This window comes from Methanobacterium sp. SMA-27, from assembly GCF_000744455.1.
GTDB lineage: Archaea > Methanobacteriota > Methanobacteria > Methanobacteriales > Methanobacteriaceae > Methanobacterium_B.
The window spans coordinates 697,639-715,411 of record NZ_JQLY01000001.1 but is presented as its reverse complement, the minus strand read 5'-3'; the positions used below and the strand labels follow the sequence as shown (position 1 = coordinate 715,411).

Annotated in this window: 28 protein-coding genes and 1 tRNA gene; 15 read left to right on the top strand and 14 right to left on the bottom strand. The window is 31.5% G+C overall.

All coding sequences use genetic code 11. The features are described from left to right. Positions 1-132: 132 nt before the first annotated feature. The 9 genes from DL91_RS13395 to DL91_RS03670 all read right to left on the bottom strand — a co-directional run bounded on the left by DL91_RS13395 (position 133) and on the right by DL91_RS03670 (position 5,402). The gene (locus DL91_RS13395; protein WP_156095940.1) at positions 133-297 is read right to left on the bottom strand and encodes a hypothetical protein; all 165 of its coding nucleotides are present in this window, start codon (positions 295-297) and stop codon (positions 133-135) included. 228 nt (positions 298-525) lie between these two features. Next, a complete protein-coding gene (locus DL91_RS03705; protein ID WP_048190299.1) occupies positions 526-798 on the bottom strand; it encodes a hypothetical protein in 273 nt (90 codons plus the stop codon). A gap of 85 nt (positions 799-883) precedes the next feature. After that, positions 884-1,588: a DUF169 domain-containing protein gene (locus DL91_RS03700; RefSeq protein ID WP_048190298.1), complete on the bottom strand. Its 705-nt coding sequence runs from the start codon at positions 1,586-1,588 to the stop codon at positions 884-886. A gap of 167 nt (positions 1,589-1,755) precedes the next feature. Then, positions 1,756-2,139: a hypothetical protein gene (locus DL91_RS03695; protein WP_048190297.1), complete on the bottom strand. Its 384-nt coding sequence runs from the start codon at positions 2,137-2,139 to the stop codon at positions 1,756-1,758. Positions 2,140-2,370: 231 nt separating this feature from the next. Further along, a complete protein-coding gene (locus DL91_RS03690; RefSeq protein WP_048190296.1) occupies positions 2,371-2,796 on the bottom strand; it encodes a zinc ribbon domain-containing protein in 426 nt (141 codons plus the stop codon). 24 nt (positions 2,797-2,820) lie between these two features. Next, positions 2,821-3,405 carry a PH domain-containing protein gene (locus tag DL91_RS03685; RefSeq protein WP_048190295.1) on the bottom strand — a complete coding sequence of 195 codons (585 nt, stop codon included), beginning with the start codon at positions 3,403-3,405 and terminating at the stop codon, positions 2,821-2,823. A gap of 234 nt (positions 3,406-3,639) precedes the next feature. Beyond that, positions 3,640-4,173, bottom strand: a complete 534-nt coding sequence (locus DL91_RS03680; RefSeq protein ID WP_231551377.1) for a hypothetical protein — start codon at positions 4,171-4,173, stop codon at positions 3,640-3,642. 699 nt (positions 4,174-4,872) lie between these two features. Continuing rightward, entirely contained in the window at positions 4,873-5,091 is a 219-nt protein-coding gene (locus tag DL91_RS03675; RefSeq protein ID WP_048190293.1) for a TRAM domain-containing protein, read from the bottom strand. A gap of 80 nt (positions 5,092-5,171) precedes the next feature. Next, the gene (locus DL91_RS03670; protein WP_048192414.1) at positions 5,172-5,402 is read right to left on the bottom strand and encodes a TRAM domain-containing protein; all 231 of its coding nucleotides are present in this window, start codon (positions 5,400-5,402) and stop codon (positions 5,172-5,174) included. 784 nt (positions 5,403-6,186) lie between these two features. Between DL91_RS03670 and DL91_RS03660 the strand changes: the two genes are divergently transcribed. The 4 genes from DL91_RS03660 (at position 6,187) to DL91_RS13390 (ending at position 8,042) form a co-directional block, all read left to right on the top strand. Then, entirely contained in the window at positions 6,187-6,354 is a 168-nt protein-coding gene (locus tag DL91_RS03660; protein WP_048190291.1) for a ribbon-helix-helix protein, CopG family, read from the top strand. A gap of 104 nt (positions 6,355-6,458) precedes the next feature. After that, positions 6,459-6,608 carry a hypothetical protein gene (locus tag DL91_RS13795; protein ID WP_197050591.1) on the top strand — a complete coding sequence of 50 codons (150 nt, stop codon included), beginning with the start codon at positions 6,459-6,461 and terminating at the stop codon, positions 6,606-6,608. Positions 6,609-6,802: 194 nt separating this feature from the next. After that, complete coding sequence (locus DL91_RS03655; protein ID WP_048192411.1) at positions 6,803-7,738, top strand: transcription initiation factor IIB; 936 nt, start codon at positions 6,803-6,805, stop codon at positions 7,736-7,738. Positions 7,739-7,886: 148 nt separating this feature from the next. Next, a complete protein-coding gene (locus DL91_RS13390) occupies positions 7,887-8,042 on the top strand; it encodes a hypothetical protein (protein ID WP_156095938.1) in 156 nt (51 codons plus the stop codon). A gap of 120 nt (positions 8,043-8,162) precedes the next feature. Here DL91_RS13390 and DL91_RS03650 read toward each other — a convergent pair whose 3' ends face one another. Further along, positions 8,163-8,822: a DUF166 domain-containing protein gene (locus DL91_RS03650; protein ID WP_048190290.1), complete on the bottom strand. Its 660-nt coding sequence runs from the start codon at positions 8,820-8,822 to the stop codon at positions 8,163-8,165. Positions 8,823-8,871: 49 nt separating this feature from the next. Continuing rightward, the gene (locus DL91_RS03645) at positions 8,872-9,444 is read right to left on the bottom strand and encodes an arsenate reductase ArsC (RefSeq protein ID WP_231551376.1); all 573 of its coding nucleotides are present in this window, start codon (positions 9,442-9,444) and stop codon (positions 8,872-8,874) included. 285 nt (positions 9,445-9,729) lie between these two features. On the opposite strand from DL91_RS03645, the gene DL91_RS03640 reads away from it, so the two are divergent. Genes DL91_RS03640 through DL91_RS03630 form a run of 3 tightly spaced genes read left to right on the top strand, consistent with a single transcriptional unit; the run spans position 9,730 to position 12,264 of the window. Further along, a complete protein-coding gene (locus DL91_RS03640) occupies positions 9,730-10,098 on the top strand; it encodes a helix-turn-helix transcriptional regulator (protein ID WP_052374098.1) in 369 nt (122 codons plus the stop codon). 20 nt (positions 10,099-10,118) lie between these two features. Next, positions 10,119-11,555 carry a B12-binding domain-containing radical SAM protein gene (locus tag DL91_RS03635; RefSeq protein WP_048190289.1) on the top strand — a complete coding sequence of 479 codons (1,437 nt, stop codon included), beginning with the start codon at positions 10,119-10,121 and terminating at the stop codon, positions 11,553-11,555. Beyond that, a complete protein-coding gene (locus tag DL91_RS03630; protein ID WP_156095936.1) occupies positions 11,536-12,264 on the top strand; it encodes a restriction endonuclease in 729 nt (242 codons plus the stop codon). Before DL91_RS03635 ends, DL91_RS03630 begins: the two co-directional genes overlap by 20 nt. A gap of 91 nt (positions 12,265-12,355) precedes the next feature. On the opposite strand, the gene DL91_RS03625 is transcribed toward DL91_RS03630, so the two are convergent. Continuing rightward, positions 12,356-12,688, bottom strand: coding sequence for a zinc ribbon domain-containing protein (locus tag DL91_RS03625; RefSeq protein WP_048190287.1), 333 nt, complete (start codon positions 12,686-12,688; stop codon positions 12,356-12,358). 248 nt (positions 12,689-12,936) lie between these two features. Between DL91_RS03625 and DL91_RS03620 the strand changes: the two genes are divergently transcribed. The 5 genes from DL91_RS03620 to DL91_RS03600 all read left to right on the top strand — a co-directional run bounded on the left by DL91_RS03620 (position 12,937) and on the right by DL91_RS03600 (position 15,510). Beyond that, a complete protein-coding gene (locus DL91_RS03620) occupies positions 12,937-13,383 on the top strand; it encodes a phage integrase N-terminal SAM-like domain-containing protein (RefSeq protein WP_048190286.1) in 447 nt (148 codons plus the stop codon). Further along, positions 13,355-14,071: a tyrosine-type recombinase/integrase gene (locus DL91_RS03615; RefSeq protein ID WP_081882588.1), complete on the top strand. Its 717-nt coding sequence runs from the start codon at positions 13,355-13,357 to the stop codon at positions 14,069-14,071. Before DL91_RS03620 ends, DL91_RS03615 begins: the two co-directional genes overlap by 29 nt. Before the next feature lie 299 nt (positions 14,072-14,370). Then, a complete protein-coding gene (locus DL91_RS03610) occupies positions 14,371-14,568 on the top strand; it encodes an ATPase domain-containing protein (RefSeq protein ID WP_048190284.1) in 198 nt (65 codons plus the stop codon). Between the two features lie 38 nt (positions 14,569-14,606). Beyond that, the gene (locus tag DL91_RS03605; protein WP_048190283.1) at positions 14,607-15,116 is read left to right on the top strand and encodes a transcription factor; all 510 of its coding nucleotides are present in this window, start codon (positions 14,607-14,609) and stop codon (positions 15,114-15,116) included. 61 nt (positions 15,117-15,177) lie between these two features. Next, on the top strand, positions 15,178-15,510 hold the full coding sequence (locus DL91_RS03600; RefSeq protein ID WP_048190282.1) for a hypothetical protein: 333 nt from the start codon (positions 15,178-15,180) through the stop codon (positions 15,508-15,510). Positions 15,511-15,633: 123 nt separating this feature from the next. Here the strand turns inward: DL91_RS03600 and DL91_RS03595 are convergent, their stop codons facing one another. Then, the gene (locus DL91_RS03595; protein ID WP_048190281.1) at positions 15,634-15,840 is read right to left on the bottom strand and encodes a hypothetical protein; all 207 of its coding nucleotides are present in this window, start codon (positions 15,838-15,840) and stop codon (positions 15,634-15,636) included. Positions 15,841-15,938: 98 nt separating this feature from the next. Then, the gene (locus tag DL91_RS03590; protein ID WP_048190280.1) at positions 15,939-16,175 is read right to left on the bottom strand and encodes a hypothetical protein; all 237 of its coding nucleotides are present in this window, start codon (positions 16,173-16,175) and stop codon (positions 15,939-15,941) included. Between the two features lie 150 nt (positions 16,176-16,325). Here DL91_RS03590 and DL91_RS03585 point away from each other — a divergent pair, with 150 nt between their 5' ends. The 3 genes from DL91_RS03585 to DL91_RS13790 all read left to right on the top strand — a co-directional run bounded on the left by DL91_RS03585 (position 16,326) and on the right by DL91_RS13790 (position 17,574). After that, positions 16,326-16,535: a histone family protein gene (locus tag DL91_RS03585; protein WP_048190279.1), complete on the top strand. Its 210-nt coding sequence runs from the start codon at positions 16,326-16,328 to the stop codon at positions 16,533-16,535. 43 nt (positions 16,536-16,578) lie between these two features. After that, positions 16,579-16,661: transfer RNA gene (locus DL91_RS03580), tRNA-Leu, on the top strand. A 412-nt stretch (positions 16,662-17,073) separates the two neighbouring features. After that, a complete protein-coding gene (locus DL91_RS13790; RefSeq protein WP_052374094.1) occupies positions 17,074-17,574 on the top strand; it encodes a CPBP family intramembrane glutamic endopeptidase in 501 nt (166 codons plus the stop codon). Positions 17,575-17,773: the final 199 nt, after the last annotated feature.

The following is a 17,773-nucleotide window of genomic DNA, read 5'->3' as shown; positions in this document are numbered from 1 at the left end:
GTTTTTTGTGCAGTTTTCCATTTTTAGTTTTAGTAGGGAAAAATTGAAACGTCTTAAGATTAGGCTTACTTCTTCTGAGGCCATTAAATTCTTATTTTGACAATAGAAATAAAAAGTAATGGTAGTACTGTTCTAGATTGTCAAATTGTTGCTATAGTTGGGTATATTATTTTTTCCTTTTCCAAACCGATTGTCACATTTAGGACAGTTGCATATTTCTCCACTTGGTAGCATTGAATTAACACAACCCATTAGTCCATTATATCCACATTTTGGACATTTTTTAATTTTTCTCATTATATATTCTCTCCTGTACTTTCAAATTATTTCAAACACCTTAATTTTTTATTTTATTGTATATATATCGATACATATTTATATGCATCTTGTAGTATTCAATTTGAAGATCTTATATTTATATTTTTTTAAAAGAGGATTTATATCACTTAAATTAACATTTTATTATACATTAGTCCGACAAAAAAATTTAAAAAAAATAATTCAATACAAGCTATTTTACAACCCCTATTTGTCTTTGGGTTTTCTAAATCTTCCTAAAAATCCTTTATTTGCAGGTTTGATATTTTCATTGAGGTAGGTGCTGTGTTCGTTCACTGTTTCATCCATTTCATTAATTCTCTGCATCATCTTTTCAAATGATTCCTTGTAATCATCTGCATGGATAATCACAACTACATCATCTGGTTTGAATGATTCCATTGCTTCAATGGTTTTAATTGTGTTTGAATCCACAACTCTTCCTGTTGTTGACCTTAAATTCTTTTTTTTGGAATTCATTATGTTTCACATTCAATGGTTTTTTTAGAGATTTAGAAGTTTGTTCTAGTTTTGTATTAGTTACTGCCTTTTAAACTATTATGTTTCAATCTGGTTGGAATTCTTCTGGGATGACTGCTGCTGCTTCTCCAGCTGAGCATAGAGGTATGGCTTCTATTAAGTTGTTTATCCGTTCGTATGGTATTGATACAAAGGTAATGTCTGTATCGAATTTTTGGTGGTTTCTTGCTGTCCAATCTCCCATGGATACATTGGTATTTCCTGTCATGATGGTGTATGAGATTGCTGTATTGCATAATGCACCGATCAATTGTTGTTTTGGTGATACTCCATCCCAGTATGTGTCTAATGATATGAGTCGACATGCTTGTTCAGGGTTACATTGGAAAAGTATCATATCCGGCCTCATTTCAGCTTTATCTAATGGAGTCATTACAATCCTATCTGCAAGTCCTGTGGGCGGTTCTGTTGTGAGTTTCTGCATTCTCTCAAATGATACTATGGATCCTGTGAGTTTCTCTCCCTTGGTTAAGAATTTTTGCAGTCTCCTTTTCTGGTCATGGGAAGTTACCTCGGTGAATCCACAGTACTTGCTTCCACCGGGACATGTTGAAACATTTTCATCGATTAAAAAACTTTCTCCCTTTGCTGCAAGTTTTAAAGCTCTGCAGATGGATGTTTTTTCATATTTACCACTTGTTACTTCATCATTGGTAAATGATATTGCCAATGGTTCATATTTCAATCCAAAAGTTTGTTTAAAAAGTTTTGATTGTTCTTTGAAATCCATATTTACACCTCATAGAAAAAATAATTAATTTCTTATCTTATTATGTTGACCATGAACAATAAAATTTTTGTAGAAATTGATTTCCTATTTTTGAAGCGATTATCAAATGTAAAAAAAATATTAGTTTAAATTAAAAAAGATATTTGAAGTAAGTTTAAATTTGATTTTTAAAGCTGTCTAATGGTACCTTCTATTAATGCCTTTAGAATAACTCCATTTATGGGCATATTTCTCTGTCTGCCATTTACTGTGAAGGTCAGATTGTTTTTATTGGTGCCTGTAAAATATTCTGCCTTTTGTTTATTTTCCCTTTGCGATTCAATTCCATCGCTGTAGGCTGTGATGGCCATGATTTTTTTAAGGTCTATGTTGGTTGTTCTTTTGGATCCAATAAACACCATTCTTTTATTGGTTAGAATCAGGGACCCTTGATCAATGACCTTTATTTCCTCGTGTGATTCGCTTCTTGCAGATGCTCCACCCATTCTAAAGGAAACTCCTTTGGCAACTCTTATGGTTGGTCCTCCGTAGGCTGCCCTGGTTTGTCTCACGGACCGTGGCTCCTGTAGTGAGATGTTGTTCATGACCATAGATAAATGCTCATTTTTCTTTAAAATTACTGGTGAAGGGTCTTTGATGATATTTATTGATCCATTTTGTAGACCCGTTAAAAACTGGTTAAGATCTGTCTGTTCCTGTGCCTTAATTTTCTGTAATTCTATTGCCCTATTTTTTGCATTTATTTTTTGTTGTTCCTGGTCTGATACACCATCATCTCCTATTCATATCCATTCTCGGTCTGTGAGGGTTTGATGGTTGTATTTGATCCATACTGGTTGGCTGGTATCTGAAATATTTGTTAATTTATATTTTGTACCTTTTTTTTCAAATACTGCACCACAGTTGTTACATTCCAATATGCTTTTGGTTCCAATACCCAACGATCCTTTGTGGGTGGTTGGTATCATTACACCGGTTTTACATATGATGCAGCGATCCTCTGGATTATCTGTTTCAATTTCATTGATGTTTTCTGTATTATCTGAATTCTGTGTTGAATCTTCTATTTCTGGATTTTCTATATTGTTATCTTTGTTATCTTCAGGAATTTCTGATAGTTCCTTTAGAGTTTCTATTAGGTTTATACCACATTCATTGCAAAATTTAGCATTTGATGGGTTTTGTGTTCCACATTCTGGACAGAACATTCAGTTTCTCCGTAAATTATATTTTTATACTCCGTATCTTCGATCGAATTTCTGTCCCTCTTTGAAATCTCTGTTGTATTCCTCACCATCGCCTTCAATTTTCTGGTTGATCATATTTTCAATTTCCTTTGGTTTTGGAGTGTTTTCAAGTAATAGAGATGTTCTGTCATGGCCACTGTAAATTTGTATGTCACCAGAGTTTGAAGCCCTCTGGACAATGCCTTGTGAAACAATTATATCTTGTATTTTATTGTAATGCATGTAAACACTTTGTTTACTTATTACACCACTTTTTATCATTACCCTTTTATCGGTGAGTATGTAGCATGTGAATCTCCATGCTAGGAAACTCCATAGTATGGATAAAAATATTAGTGCTATGATCAAAATCAGACCATATGTAAACCATTCAACAAATGGAATAGTGGTTAAATATGTGATCTTTCCCTGTACAACTGCAGCATATCCAATTAATGTTGTGAAGAAGAAAAGTAAAAGTAGCAGTACAATGAATCTAAATAAAGCAGATTCTAATGCTGAAATAAATCTTGGTCTTGTTTTGAATAAAATTCTTTCTCCAGGATGTCTTGGTTGATTGTTTCTGCTCATACTAAATACATCTCCATTTGAATAACTAAATATTTTACTGAATTGTATCGGTAAAATAATTTTTCATGAATTATATGATAATGATGAATGAATGTGAATGATTGAAAAAATATGTTAGATTGATAGTATATGTTGAATTGAATATCTTGTATTGTAATATCTGTATTATCCTAAAAAAAGTAAGTGATGGGGTTATTTAATTTCCCCTATTTTATTTTAACAATATTTTTTTATTTATGCACTGACAGTTGTTGTTGTGTGTACTGGTTTTAGTGGTTTAATTGGTTTAACTGGTTTTTTGATTGGGTGGTGTTTTTTCGGTGTTGTTACTTTTTTAAGTATTTTCTCTGTTACTGTTACTTTCCATTCGAGTGTTTTGGTTTTGTACTGGAATGCCTTTATTTTCTGGTTAGCATTTGCTGTTGGATTAGCTTTGTAGTTGGTTATTGCTGTGTTTAGTCTTTTTGCCTGTTTTTCAAATTGGTTCAATGATGTTAATAGTCCTTTGGTGTTCTTTTTACCAGTGTATGTTGTTTTCAGTCCTTCAATCTTAGTTATTAGAGCAGTTAATTTTGTTTGTGCAGCAGTTAATTTTGCAAGCTGATCTGTTGTTAAAACTACAGGTGTAGTTGTTGTTGTATCTGCAGCAAATATTGGTGCTGTACTAGCAAATATTGTGAGTACACAAAATACTGCTAAAAGGTTTTTTCGCATGTTAATCTCGCCTCCGTTTCCCAAATTCCAAATATACTTCTGGAACTTGGACACTAATTTGTACCTTCATGATCACTTATAAAGGTTATGGTTTAAAATCGATAAAAACACCCAATATGCGTGTTGTTTTTAATTTAAAGCTCTTTTTAATGGTATGATATTAGCCTATTCAAGAAGAGCCCGATAACTGAGTATTTTCAATAAATTAAACTTATTTAAACCCCTTTACACAAAAAACATCAGTTTCAATCGTATTGACTAAGCCCATTCACACCATTAAAACTATAAAAATGGTAGAAAACACCCCAATAGTAAATAATCCAATTAATCGGGATTGATACAGTTATTATGATTATAATATCCTTTTAATCCTTAAAATATGGATATTTACTCTTTTATTAATAATTGGGGCATTATTATGAACTTTGATATTATTCTCAATATTCTGTATTGGAAATGTCTGTGTAGTGTTTAATCAAAAATAAAAATAATTTAGTCACTCAGTAAAATTTATTCTAATTAGTAAAAAAAATAATTTTTTGTATCAATCTGATAAGAATTATAGATCTTTTCCTATTGAGAAATGAATCTTTTCCAGTTGGATCATTTGCAGAGTGATAATAGAGAGATGTAGGTAGATCAGAGATAATATAATTATGAATTTAGAATAAAATAAAAAAAAGTTTTGTGAAAATTAAATTAAATTAATTTTCAATGCAAAAATTGATAAATTTAAAAAAAGATTTTTGGGGTTTATTCTACTATGTCAGCAAAACCAAAATTCCTTCTTACAGAGTTAACTCTGATTGTAACTTCGTCACCGACTTTAGCGCCTGCAACAAAAACAACAAAACCTTCGATACGTGCAATTCCGTCTCCGTCTCTGCCAGTATCTTCAATTTTAACATCGTATTCTCCGCCTTCCTTAATAGGTGCGTCATTTCCTCTATCATTTCCGTAATTTCCAAACATATTTATACACTTCCAATATATGGCCTTGGGCCCAAAATTCAAATATTTTATTCAAATTATTTTTATTAAATAATTTAATTTTATTCTACTATGTCAGCAAAACCAAAGTTTCTTCTAACAGAGTTAACTCTTACAGTTACTTCGTCACCGACTTTAGCACCAGCAACAAATACAACAAAACCTTCTATACGAGCAATTCCGTCTCCGTCTCTGCCAGTATCTTCGATTTTAACTTCGTATTCTCCGCCTTCCTGAATAGGTGCGTTGTTTCCTTTATCATTCCTGTTATCATTTCCGTAATTTCCAAACATACTCATATTAATTCACTTCCAATTTTTAGCCCGAAGGCCGATTCAATATTTTATTCAATTAATTTATTTAATTCTTTTTATTTATATACCTAATGCTATTATTCTTCAACATCTGACATAATTCCGTATTCAATTTCTATTTCGCAACCTTTCGGGCCACAGCAGAAGTGTTGTAAATCAAATTTTACCATCATTTTTTCACCTCTCAATAACTAATTTTTTTACCAAAGTAAAATTTATTATAGAGTTGAATCATTTTTATATTATTCTTATTAAGATCAGCTTTGTAATTTCCTAACCTGAAAAATTTTAGATGGAATAACATTTTTGAAATTAAAAATTCAAAAAAAGAATCTGTATTTTTAAGAGTAATCCTAAAATAGTAGTAATCCTGCATCAAATCATTCATTTTCAATTTAGTTTTATTGTAAAAGCCAGTAATTTTTCCAACTCTGTATTTATATGTAATTATAATATGTGACTCATAGTATATAAAGTTGTTAATTATAATTTATTTCTTTAAATTATAGAAAGCTTTTTATAGTTGAAAATATTATGGTATATATACAAATCGGTTTTGTATAACTTTTGTATAACAAAAACGATCACTTTATATACTATGTCATACATATATATAGTTTGAAGATGTTAAATATATTATTTAAACTTTTCCCAATAGTTTAATACAGTCTTTTAAGACCTACTATTCTAGGGGTAGTGCAAATATAAGGTTTTCACTGCAAATTCTTTGACACTTCTATTTTTATAGTTGAGGTAGATTATTATGTCTAAAAAGATAGCTGTAGGTTTAAGATTAGATGAAACACAATTAGATCAGCTAAAAAGTTTTTCTAAACGTAAAGGCGGAAGTCCAGTCAGCCATCATATTCGGATTGCAATAGCAGAATATTTAGAAAAATATGATAACTGGGACGAACATATAATACAATGATCATATTAACAGATTTTATTTTAGGTAAATGTCAGATTTAACAACTAATATTTGAATATTTAACTAAATTTTTATTAGTCGATTTTTTTAAAAAGTGATAAATTATGAGCGAATTAATTCATATAGAAGATAGAGGTGTTATGAAACCAACTAAACATAAAGACTCCTTTAGATGCAGTAAATGCGGTTTTATGGTACGTAAAAATCAGATACACCACAAATATCAGGAAGGTATCCTAGAGATACCAATATAATAATATTATTCTAAAAAGTAATATAAAGATAATACATATGAATATTTTAAATTTAAATCTTATTCACAGTTTAAGATGAGGGGATGAAAGGTATGGATAAAACTCATGAACCTGAAGTTTCAGGAAAAGAACAGATGAAACAGGAAGTTTCAGTAAAAGAAGAGATGAAACAAGAAGTTTCTGGAAAAGAGCAGATGAAACAGGAAGTTTCAGAAATCGAAGCAAATGAAACCAAATGCCCCGAATGTGGGTCTGAAAATATTATAAACGACCAGGGTCGTGGTGAAGTTGCTTGTGGAGCATGTGGTCTTGTTATAGACGACAGTATAATGGATATGGGTCCTGAGTGGAGAGCCTTTGATAGTGAACAGCGTGATAAGAGAACCAGAGTTGGTGCTCCTATGACCTATACAATACACGATAAAGGACTTTCAACCATGATCGACTGGAGAAATAAAGATATATACGGTCGTGACATACCTGCCAGAAATCGTGCACAGTGGTACAGGCTCAGAAAATGGCAGAGAAAGATCAGAATATCCGGTGCAACCGAAAGAAACCTTGCATTTGCACTATCCGAACTGGACAGGGATTCTTCAAGACTGGGACTTCCAAGAAGTGTTAGGGAAGCAGCATCAGTAGTTTACAGAAATGCTGTTGAAAACAAGTTAATCCGTGGAAGAAGTATTGAAGGAGTTGTAGCAGCATCGTTATACGCAGCATGCAGAAAATGCGGAGTTCCAAGGACACTGGATGAAATAGCAGAAGTTTCAAGGGTAGGTAAAAAAGAAGTTGGAAGGACTTACAGGTTCCTTACAAGAGAATTGAACATCAAATTACCGCCAACATCACCAGTTGACTATGTTCCAAGATTTGCAAGTGATTTAAACCTTTCAGGTGAAGTACAGTCTAAAGCCATTGAAATTATTGGTATGGCAATGGATAAGGGACTCACATCTGGAAAAGGACCTACAGGAGTTGCAGCAGCAGCACTTTACATAGCATCAGTACTTTTAGGTGAAAGAAAAACACAGAGAGATGTTGCTGAAGTTGCTGGGGTTACAGAAGTAACCATCCGTAACAGGTACAAAGAAATCAGCGAAGAAATTGAAATGGGTTTAACATTATAATCAACCCATTTTAAAATTATTTTGAACTGATGTTTCTAAAATTAATATAAAATCAATTTTTTTTATTTCAATGGACAATAAATCCAATAATTTGATATTTATAACCATTAAAAATTCGAAGATAAATCTTAAAAGGAGAATGTATACTATGAGCAACGAAAAATGTGGGTGTAAAATAGAAGAAATCAAAAAACCAGTCGTAAAAACCGAAGAAAAAGAGGATTGTGGCTGTAATACTGAAAAAAAACCAGAACCTAAAAAGAATGAAGATTGTGGCTGCGGTTGTGGAAATAACTTGAATTAACATTAAAAAAATTTACAAAAATGTTGGAGTAGAAATTAGATGGGAAATACTCCCCCATTAAAATATTCCTTTTTGTTCTTGTATTCCAACTATTAATTATTTTATAATTATTATTTTACATTATTTCATTGCATCTTCAAAGGCATCTTTATGTAATCCTGAGGCCAGTTGTTTTTTACATTCTTCATCTGAGAAAAGCCTTACCTTAGCTGCTCTGCATGGATAGTGTTGTAATTTAAGCCCGGCTTCTTTTGGAAAATCTTCAATATCCGGTGTTTGTCCAATATATTTTTCCTTGAGGTATCCTGCAACAAATGCTGTTGATCCACATGGAGAAGACCTTAAAACTGTTATGTCACTGATCATATCATCATCATATTCTAATACTATTTTGGGTTTCCCTATTTTTGATACAAACTCATCAAATTTAGGGTTACCATTTTCTTCAAGTTCGCACATTATATATGGACATGTAACATTTCCATGGGACATTAACTGATTTTTGAATCCATCACCCTTCCACGATGCAACAATTATCCATTCAACCTGGTTGTGAAACATATCAACCAGTTCTAAAGTTAAATCTGGATGGTTGGTGTATGCTATTAAAATATCAGCACTTTCAATAATTTTCAAATCCCTTTCAGGAATTACAATTTCATCTATGAATATTGCCTCTGGTTTTTCAAGTTCAATAAATGCTGTATCAAACAATTCATTAATTGTTTCAAATGCCCTGTCGCCATATTTGCCGTCTGTAACTATCACTACTTTTAACAACTAATCACCCTTAGAAATTTTTTTTAAATCAAATTTTTTATTTGTATCTCTACCTTAATTTTGAAACATTATCCGTTGTAGAGCATCCAATATCCTCTGTTCTTTTATTCTGTGGTTCACAGCAGTTATCATCATCCGAATCACAACAAATATCTTCATCATCCAGATCACAACAGATATTTCCTTCGCCATTAACTTTTCCATTAATCTGATAGTTAAACAGGTCTTGTATCCAATCCCCTATTTCGTCTCTTATCCCTCTAAAATATTCAATTTTTTCTGTTTCACTTCCCTCAAATATCGATGGATCTTCAAATGGTTTTTTGAAGTATTTTTTTCCTCCAACAAAAAATGGACATGCATTGTAGGGATTTCCACATACAGTGACAACATAATCAAATTCCTGGCCTTCATAGTCTTTTAAACTGTTTGTGGTATGTTTAGAAATATCTATTCCTATTTCATCCATAACCTGAACCGCTGTTTGATTAATTTCTCCCGGATCACTGCCTGCACTGAAAACTTCATAGTCTTCCCCATAGAAATTTCTAAAAAATCCTTCTGCCATCTGAGATCTTGAAGAATTGTGTATACACATGAATAATATTCTTTCCCTTGTCAAAATACTCATCTCCATCTACTTAAAAGTTGAAATTTATTAATACAAATTTATTTTTGTCTTATACTTCCATCGAGATTTACTATTTTATGTTTTAAGATGTTTATTGAATAATTATTGTTTATAAAATCATTTCATGCTTAACTCTATACTTTTGAATAACTTAAGTAGAGAAGACTGAATTCGAAAAAATTCGAATTCAATAATATTATTGACCTATTAAAAATTCAGTTTGTAACCAAAAGATAAATCCAAAATACTTATAATAAAATATACAAAAGTTTTTTTATGGAAAAAAATCGTTGCTGTCCAACAGATACTGAAATGAAATTGATCTGGGAAAGTGAACTTAAAAGGGAATCAGATTTTCTAAAAAATTCTAATATCCAAGAAATAGCATTATTACTCAAAATAATAAGCAATCCCACCAGATTGCAAATAATAATGCATTTACTAAAAAAAGATTACTGCGTATGTGAATTGGTGTACCTGTTGAATGAAAAACAAAATCTGATCTCATACAATCTGGGTCTGCTTAAAAAACATGAAATAGTTGAATCCTACAACCGTTCCAAGGATAAGTACTATAAACTGGGTTCAAATGAAAATGCATTACTACTCCTGAATTTTATTAATGAAAAATTAATTGTTAAATAAATTTTAACGGATGTGTAACCATGAAAATTTTATTTGTTGAGCCCCCTAAGGATTTATGGTTTGTAATGGGAGAATATACTCCCCCACCACTGGGTATTCTCCAGTTAGCTTCATTTCTTGAATCGAGAATGCCAGAAATTGATATTGAAGTTCTTGACTGCCAGGCTGAATCAGTTGGTTGGAATAAATTTGCGAAACGTATAGAAAATTTTGAACCAGATATAGTTGTTTCCAGTGCCCTTGCAACCTGTAACACCTACACCATATTAAGAACCCTTGATACAGTTAAAAAAATTGATCCCAATATTAAAACTGTTGTTGGTGGACAGCACTTCACTGCCCTTGCCCAGGAAAGTCTGGAAGATTATTCTGAAATAGATTTTATAATAAGGGGTGAAGGTGAACTCACACTACTCGATCTAGTTCAAACCCTTAAATATGAGAAAGTACCTCTGAAGGTTCGGGGAATATCATTCAGACACAACGGTAAAGTAATACACAATCCTGATCGTCCTCTTGTTGATAATCTGGATGATCTTCCATTTCCAGGCTACCACTTTGTTGAAGATCATATTGATAAATATCATTTCAAGATGATGGCCGGTCCAAATGCTGGTTACGCCATGGTGGAAGCTTCCCGGGGATGTATACACAAATGTACCTTCTGTTCCCAGTGGCCATACTGGGGTGGTAAATGGAGAAGCAAATCCCCTGAAAGAATTGCAGATGAGATGGCACATATCTACAATGAATACGATATCAGTTTTCTATGGCTCACCGATGATAACCTGGGACTGGGAAAGAAAACAAGTGAAATATGTGATGAATTAATAAAAAAAGATATCACCGATGATTTAACATGGTTTTTCCAGGCCAGAAGCGATGATATTATTAAAAATGCAAAGATTCTACCCAAACTTCGAAAGGCTGGTAACTACTGGATAATGGCTGGACTTGAACGCCATGATGATAACACCCTGAACAAATATCAAAAGGGTATCAAACCTTCAAATTCAAAGCTTTCAATGGATTTATTAAAGGAAAATGGAATATTTTCCCAGGCAACCATGATAATGGGAGATAGAAAAGATTCTCACTCCTCAATGCAGGATTTTAGAGAATATGTTAACTACGTTGATCCTGATCTGGCCATATTCATGGTGTTAACACCGTTTCCAGGTACAGATCTCTATAAAACAGCCAGGGGAAAAGGATGGCTCCAGGAGGATAACTGGGCCAACTACGATATGATACACGCTGTAATGCCCACAGAACACTTAACAATCTCCGAAGTTCAAGAGGAATTGTTTAAATGTTACAGGGATTTCTATGGCAGTATGAAAAGGAGAATAACAGGAATATTTTCTAAAAATATGTTTAAAAGGAAGACATATCGTTACATGGCCAGTCAGGGGCTTTTAGAGTATATGAGGGATCTTGTTGATTTACAACCCTAATAAATTCAACCTTGAAAACCTTTATTTTTCATTTATAGGAATTGCAGGTCTCATCATTCTTGCTGTTTTGGTAATTTATCTGCCACCAACAGGAATTAAGTACAATTTCCAGAAACCATTGATACTCTTGATTTTTATTATTATCTGTATCATGGGAATGGTTGCAGCTATATCACCTACTAATTGCATGGGTCTGCTAAAGATTAAGAAACATATTCAAGTTGACAATTCAGTTGACAAGGAATCTGATGAGAAAGAGTTCAGGGGCCATCATCCAGAATGTGATAATTTTAAGAACCATACCTACACTTTAATGGGTAAAAAATACTGTGCTGGTTGCAGTGGCCTTTTTACAGGTGCATTGATTGCAGTTATAGTTATAATTATATATTATTTCCATGGAATTCCAGTATTCAATCCATATCTAATATTTGTCATAGGATTTCTATTTGTTTTAACATGTTTGCTTCAGAGTTTTCTGTTAAATATCAATTCTAATACAGGAAAATTTATTTTTAACTTGATACTGGTTGTGGGTGCATTTCTGATGCTCATTGGCATTACTGAAATAACTGGCAGCATCTTTGTACAAATATATTTCCTTTTACTGGTTTTTATTTGGATTATGGCCAGGATATCCAATTCTGAAAAAAAACATGGCGATATATGCGAAAAATGTGATAAGAGATCTTACTGTAGCTACAGATAGATCATCAAATAGTTAGATCACTAAACACATTTTAATTTACTTGTTATTATATGGTCATAAACAATTTTCAAATGAATTATATTGGTGGATTCTATCTTCTGCGTGAGTAATTGTATATTGCCCCGGCAACAAATAAAACTCCGATAATAACTATTATTATAGGCCATATATACTGCCAGAAACCAAATCCATAGATAGATGAAATTCCGAACAGTATTAAAAGAATTCCTACTATTAATCCTACTATTAAACCTCCGTGTGGCAGTCCAAAACATTCGCCTCTTGGAGGGTATCCATCATCTCTTCGACGACGATGTCGCCTATCCCTGTAATCATCATCACTGTCCTTAAGTGAAGATCCACATTTGGAGCAGTATTCTGCATCATCCTCATTTTTTGTTCCACATTTATGGCAGTAAACCATTGCAATCACCAATTTAATATTTATATTTATATATTGATAAATCATTTGATTAAAAAAAATTAGATTTTAACCCCTGTTTCACCATATTTATGAAATGAGATTAAATAAAGCTGTTTGTAAAGCAGGTGCACATCTAAATATGGATGGTAACCCCCAATAATCACATTATACTTATAATTAGTTACCCGTGGGGTATATAATAAGCAGTGTGATCAATGTAAAACTATGGAACAAGCGACACCCTTTTAATGGAATGGTATACAAAACGGAATCTTGCAAAAACAACTCGTGATGGATATACAGACTCAATAAATAAATATATAAATTATTTAAATAGAAACGGTGCAGATTACACACTTGAAAAATTATTAAAAGAAGCTGAAGCTGATGAACGCAGTGGGGAGCTGTTAAGATACTGTAAAATAAACAAACATATAATTAGTTTTATAAATCATATGGAAGAGATTGAAAACTCTCCAGGAACTATTAATAATAGGATTGCAGCTATTAAATCATTCTATGAAACTATGGATATTACAATTCCATATATACAGAAGAAAAAAGGGAATACTGTTTTAGAAAAGAATCAAGGTGCTATTCTTACTAGAGAAGAAATTTTAATTAACAGACGTGGCCAGTCTGAGAGATCAGGCTATTATCTATACTATGGCTCTCACTGGGCTTGCGCAAAATGAAATTAGAAATTTATCTATGCGTAAGCTTGCAGATTGTATCGAAAAAAAGATTGAAAGGCCTATCCTGAATTTAGATGAGCTATTTAATAGCGAAAGGGAAATAAAAAGTACTATCCTAACATTGTTTTTAAAACGAGATAAATCTAACCACGCGCATTTTAGTTTTTTACCTCCTGAAGCACATCAAAGAATTTTTGCATATTTAAAAACTAGATTGGAAAGTAGAAATTCTAAAATCCACCCTAGAATGGATGGATTGGTGTTTGTAAATAGATTTGGTGATTTATTAACTACAAGAGGTATCATCAAAATTTTCACAAAATTAGGAGAAACAAACAAGTTCTCTCATGAAGAAGGCAGTTTCAGAAAGCACAGGAGTCATGGACTTAGAAAATATTTCATATCAACAATTTGTAATAGTACCGTGGATAATACTTTAGCAGATTATCTGGTAGGTCACGTTCCAGATGCAGTGTCGAGGGCATATTTAATACCTGATGAAAAAAGCTATTTAAAACGTTATGAACAAGCATATCCTTTTATTTCTTTGGATGGAGTTAAAGTTAAGGATATAACTAGTGAAGAGTTGGTAAAGCTTGAGAAGCAAGTTAGTGAATTAATTCATTTTAAAGAAACTTACGAGAACTTGATGGAAAATGAAGAGTTTCAAAGGGATATAGCTAAATAATCTAACTAATTAAATTTTTTATTTACTTATCCCAACTTTTGTTACATTTAGGGATAGATTATCATGGGGAGGATATTGGGAATCTTCATATTAATAAATATACTTTAAAGCTATTTTTAACATAACTTTACCGAAATAGTTAATAATTCCATTATTTTATTATAGTAAAACTACTTCAATCATCTTTTTATTTTTGAAAATTCTTTATTTGTATAACAATATTTATTAACTGAATATCTTATAATGAAAAATAGGATCTTATCAAATATTTTAAATTTATTATTAATTCAGGTGACAAAATGAGCTCTAATTTAAATAAAATAACATTAGAAAAATGTTCAAGTGGAATACAAGGTTTAGATGAGATTACTGAAGGCGGGTTACCTAAGGGTAGGCCTACTTTGATTTGTGGGTCAGCAGGTTGTGGTAAAACAATGCTAGGAAAAGGTTCAACATTCTACTTCACATACACAATCAGGGATAAGAATTTATTCTGATTATTTTTTTATTTTAATAAAATAGGTGGAAAAAAATAATGTTAAACGATCCAATAGTTCAGGAATTATTAGTAGATGTAACTAGCGATGAAAAAAACAGTACTACAATTATTGAATGTTTATTGGCGGGTAAAACGGTTGATTTAGATATTGTAGAAGAAACTGAACTACCGTTGAATACGGTAAGGAAAGTTCTATATAAATTGAATGATGCTAGTATAATTTCTTACAGGAAAGCCAAAGATCCTGAAACCAACTATGATATTTACATATGGAAATTTGAGCAAGAAAATGTATCCCAAGTTATAACAAAAAAATATGGAAATATCTCAGAAGAAATTAAAAAATCTATCAAATATGAGGAAGAAAACATGTTCTTTTCCTGTAATACTTATGGTCATCGATACATATTTGAAAAAGCATCTGAATACAACTTTGTATGTCCAAAATGCAATAGTACACTTGAATACCAAGACAATACGATAGTAATAGAGAAATTATTAAAAGAAAAAATAGCATGTGACCAAATACTATCAAAGGGAGAATAATATCAAATATTTTTTTTGTTTTTACTAAACATGAGGAATTTGTTAATAGGAAAATAAGAATATGAGAAAACAAATTAGTTTTGAGGAGAAAGGTGAAGCAGAAATTAAAATGATAGGTATGAATTCCCTTTTTACTGAGATCTTAATAAAATTAAATTGTTATTATGACCCTAATACTTCATCATTCACATCTCCAGTTATTAAATTTGAATTTATACACCCTATAAATGAAAAAATTCAGGAAGAATTAAAGAGAAAATGCAGAGATGGAAAACAATTTAAAATAATTATTTCCAAACCAGAGGAATATCCCAAAATACTGGAAGGCTGTATTCTAGACCATAAACATATTCTAAAAGGCTCTGCTAGTTCAATAACCCAAACGAGAATATAAAACTATCAAGAATGGATTAATAATATCTGAATTTATCTGAGATGGGATATGTAATAACACCTTGAAATTTTTTTAAACTTAATTAAATGATAAGTTTTAGTAAAATAAAATAAAAAATATTATTTATAGATTTTTACTTCTCATGGAGGCTATTCTACTTGTAATTATTCTTTTTGCGCTTAAAAGATCTTCATCTTTAACTTCGGATTTTTCAATTTCTATTTCAATTTTGTGTAGTAGGTTATGCAATTCTTCTGGTTTACATTTGTTTACTTCTTTAAAGAGTTCATTTGTAGTATTTTTGTTTTCGGCGGGTTTTCTGAATTTCATGATGTACAATCCCTTTATTTTAATTTAGTAGATATTTTAGTAAATGTGATCTAAGCTCCAAAACTTCATCGGACTTCCACAATAAACTGTTAAATCCTTTAAAAATAGTTTCCATCCATGTCTGTTTTTGATTTTTTATCTTTATTATTTAACTTGTTTTTTTGTTTGTATTTCTTTTTAGGATTCATCCAGTTTTCATATCCAATATTATCAGCAAAGCAATGAATATGACAGTATTTTCCGTTGTGTATCCTGAAATTTTTTTGTATATCGACATTATTATTACAGAATTCACAAACATGTATTTCATCTTTTTCGTTAATTTTTTCAATCATAAAATCTTCCATATTTTTAGATATGTTTTTGAGTTAAACTAAACTTTACTATCAAAAAATATTCCATCTAATAGATTAAGAACATGATCTGCCACTTAATTCGATGAATTTAAATAAAATAGAGTTAATAATTATAATTAGGTGATAAATATGAGTGAAATACCAATAGCTCCAATAGGAAGAATAATAAAAAATGCAGGTGGACAAAGAATCAGTGAAGGTTCAAAAGAAGCTTTAGGAAAAGTTTTAGAACAGTGTGGGGAAGATATCTCCAAACAAGCACTTCTACTTGCAAAACACGCTGGAAGAGTAACTGTAAACGCGTCTGATATTGAACTAGCTGTTAAAGAACTTGAATAATTTATATTATATTCTCTTATTTTTTTTGATTTTTAAATATCTAGCAGGGGTACCCGAGTGGACTAAGGGGATAGGTTCAGGGCCTATTGGTGTAGGCCTTCGCGGGTTCGAATCCCGTCCCCTGCACTCCAGTCTTAAAATAGAATTAAATTAGAATATTCAGATACTAACATACATCTTAAATTAACAGCACCTATGAGTAAATAATATAGTAACTATGTAAACATATAAATAAATGTATGTATATATAAGTAAATGAATTTATTTATTTAAATAAGCCCACATATGTAGTGATTAATCTATAAGCAACAGTAGAGATTCAAATGATTGAGGATAATATGGATAGCTAATGAGGATATTAATAACAACAAATTGGATTATTTAAAAAAACAGGGAGAGGAAACTTTCGGATATTGAATATGTTAGAGATAATCGAATCTTAATCATTTATACCGTAGTTGTCCTCCTATCTTCTTGGATATTTACTTTTCTGATATTTTCAAAGCCAAATTTGGGTTTAAGCCTGTTTGTATTGATAATGTTCTTTCCAGCTATTGTTGCCTTGATATTCAATCGTTTTGTTCATCGAAAATCTATCAAATCAATGTTGGGTTGTGTAGTTAAAAAACCAAATATAAAGTCCATGGTATTCAGTGTAGGATATCCTATAATATTTATAGCTACATGTGGAATAATTGTCTTAATAATTGGTTTTGGTCATCTAAATACTGGAAATTTAACTTTGACCTACATAATAATTTCATCTATTATTCTAATTTTGGTAAACTTGATTCCTGCATTTGGTGAAGAATATGGATGGATAGGTTATCTACTACCAAAGTTAACCAAGGCCAGTGGAAAAACTAGGGGAACCATAATTTTAGGTGCAGTCTGGGCGTTATACCACTTCCCTGTCGTTTTATTTACTTGCAAAGACTACAGGAATTGGCAACCCTTAATTAATAGCCACATTACAAGCTGTTGGTGTTTTCTTCATAACATTTGCATTTTCTTATTCCTAATACTTGTCCCGTGGTAGTTTAATCCCAGTTCTATTTCTCCATTCAACATGGAATGTATTAAATGTCCTAATGTTAGGGGATATTTATACCAATAAATCTGGTATAATAATCGGCAATATCCCTATTATCAATGGAGAAGGTATTTTTGGATTAATTCTGGGGGGGGGGAATTTTAGTACTATGGTTTATTAAACAATTCAACAAAGCAAATAAGTA

What these genes read in the sequence shown, in the direction of transcription:
- DL91_RS13395 (WP_156095940.1), bottom strand. Translation starts at nt 297, where the DNA reads ATGAGAAAAATTAAAAAATGTCCAAAATGTGGATATAATGGACTAATG.
- DL91_RS03705 (WP_048190299.1), bottom strand. Translation starts at nt 798, where the DNA reads ATGAATTCCAAAAAAAAGAATTTAAGGTCAACAACAGGAAGAGTTGTG.
- DL91_RS03700 (WP_048190298.1), bottom strand. Translation starts at nt 1,588, where the DNA reads ATGGATTTCAAAGAACAATCAAAACTTTTTAAACAAACTTTTGGATTG.
- DL91_RS03690 (WP_048190296.1), bottom strand. Translation starts at nt 2,796, where the DNA reads ATGTTCTGTCCAGAATGTGGAACACAAAACCCATCAAATGCTAAATTT.
- DL91_RS03685 (WP_048190295.1), bottom strand. Translation starts at nt 3,405, where the DNA reads ATGAGCAGAAACAATCAACCAAGACATCCTGGAGAAAGAATTTTATTC.
- DL91_RS03675 (WP_048190293.1), bottom strand. Translation starts at nt 5,091, where the DNA reads ATGTTTGGAAATTACGGAAATGATAGAGGAAATGACGCACCTATTAAG.
- DL91_RS03670 (WP_048192414.1), bottom strand. Translation starts at nt 5,402, where the DNA reads ATGTTTGGAAATTACGGAAATGATAACAGGAATGATAAAGGAAACAAC.
- DL91_RS03660 (WP_048190291.1), top strand. Translation starts at nt 6,187, where the DNA reads ATGTCTAAAAAGATAGCTGTAGGTTTAAGATTAGATGAAACACAATTA.
- DL91_RS13795 (WP_197050591.1), top strand. Translation starts at nt 6,459, where the DNA reads ATGAGCGAATTAATTCATATAGAAGATAGAGGTGTTATGAAACCAACT.
- DL91_RS03655 (WP_048192411.1), top strand. Translation starts at nt 6,803, where the DNA reads ATGAAACAGGAAGTTTCAGAAATCGAAGCAAATGAAACCAAATGCCCC.
- DL91_RS13390 (WP_156095938.1), top strand. Translation starts at nt 7,887, where the DNA reads ATGAGCAACGAAAAATGTGGGTGTAAAATAGAAGAAATCAAAAAACCA.
- DL91_RS03640 (WP_052374098.1), top strand. Translation starts at nt 9,730, where the DNA reads ATGGAAAAAAATCGTTGCTGTCCAACAGATACTGAAATGAAATTGATC.
- DL91_RS03635 (WP_048190289.1), top strand. Translation starts at nt 10,119, where the DNA reads ATGAAAATTTTATTTGTTGAGCCCCCTAAGGATTTATGGTTTGTAATG.
- DL91_RS03625 (WP_048190287.1), bottom strand. Translation starts at nt 12,688, where the DNA reads ATGGTTTACTGCCATAAATGTGGAACAAAAAATGAGGATGATGCAGAA.
- DL91_RS03620 (WP_048190286.1), top strand. Translation starts at nt 12,937, where the DNA reads ATGGAATGGTATACAAAACGGAATCTTGCAAAAACAACTCGTGATGGA.
- DL91_RS03615 (WP_081882588.1), top strand. Translation starts at nt 13,355, where the DNA reads ATGGCTCTCACTGGGCTTGCGCAAAATGAAATTAGAAATTTATCTATG.
- DL91_RS03610 (WP_048190284.1), top strand. Translation starts at nt 14,371, where the DNA reads ATGAGCTCTAATTTAAATAAAATAACATTAGAAAAATGTTCAAGTGGA.
- DL91_RS03605 (WP_048190283.1), top strand. Translation starts at nt 14,607, where the DNA reads ATGTTAAACGATCCAATAGTTCAGGAATTATTAGTAGATGTAACTAGC.
- DL91_RS03600 (WP_048190282.1), top strand. Translation starts at nt 15,178, where the DNA reads ATGAGAAAACAAATTAGTTTTGAGGAGAAAGGTGAAGCAGAAATTAAA.
- DL91_RS03595 (WP_048190281.1), bottom strand. Translation starts at nt 15,840, where the DNA reads ATGAAATTCAGAAAACCCGCCGAAAACAAAAATACTACAAATGAACTC.
- DL91_RS03590 (WP_048190280.1), bottom strand. Translation starts at nt 16,175, where the DNA reads ATGATTGAAAAAATTAACGAAAAAGATGAAATACATGTTTGTGAATTC.
- DL91_RS03585 (WP_048190279.1), top strand. Translation starts at nt 16,326, where the DNA reads ATGAGTGAAATACCAATAGCTCCAATAGGAAGAATAATAAAAAATGCA.
- DL91_RS13790 (WP_052374094.1), top strand. Translation starts at nt 17,074, where the DNA reads ATGTTCTTTCCAGCTATTGTTGCCTTGATATTCAATCGTTTTGTTCAT.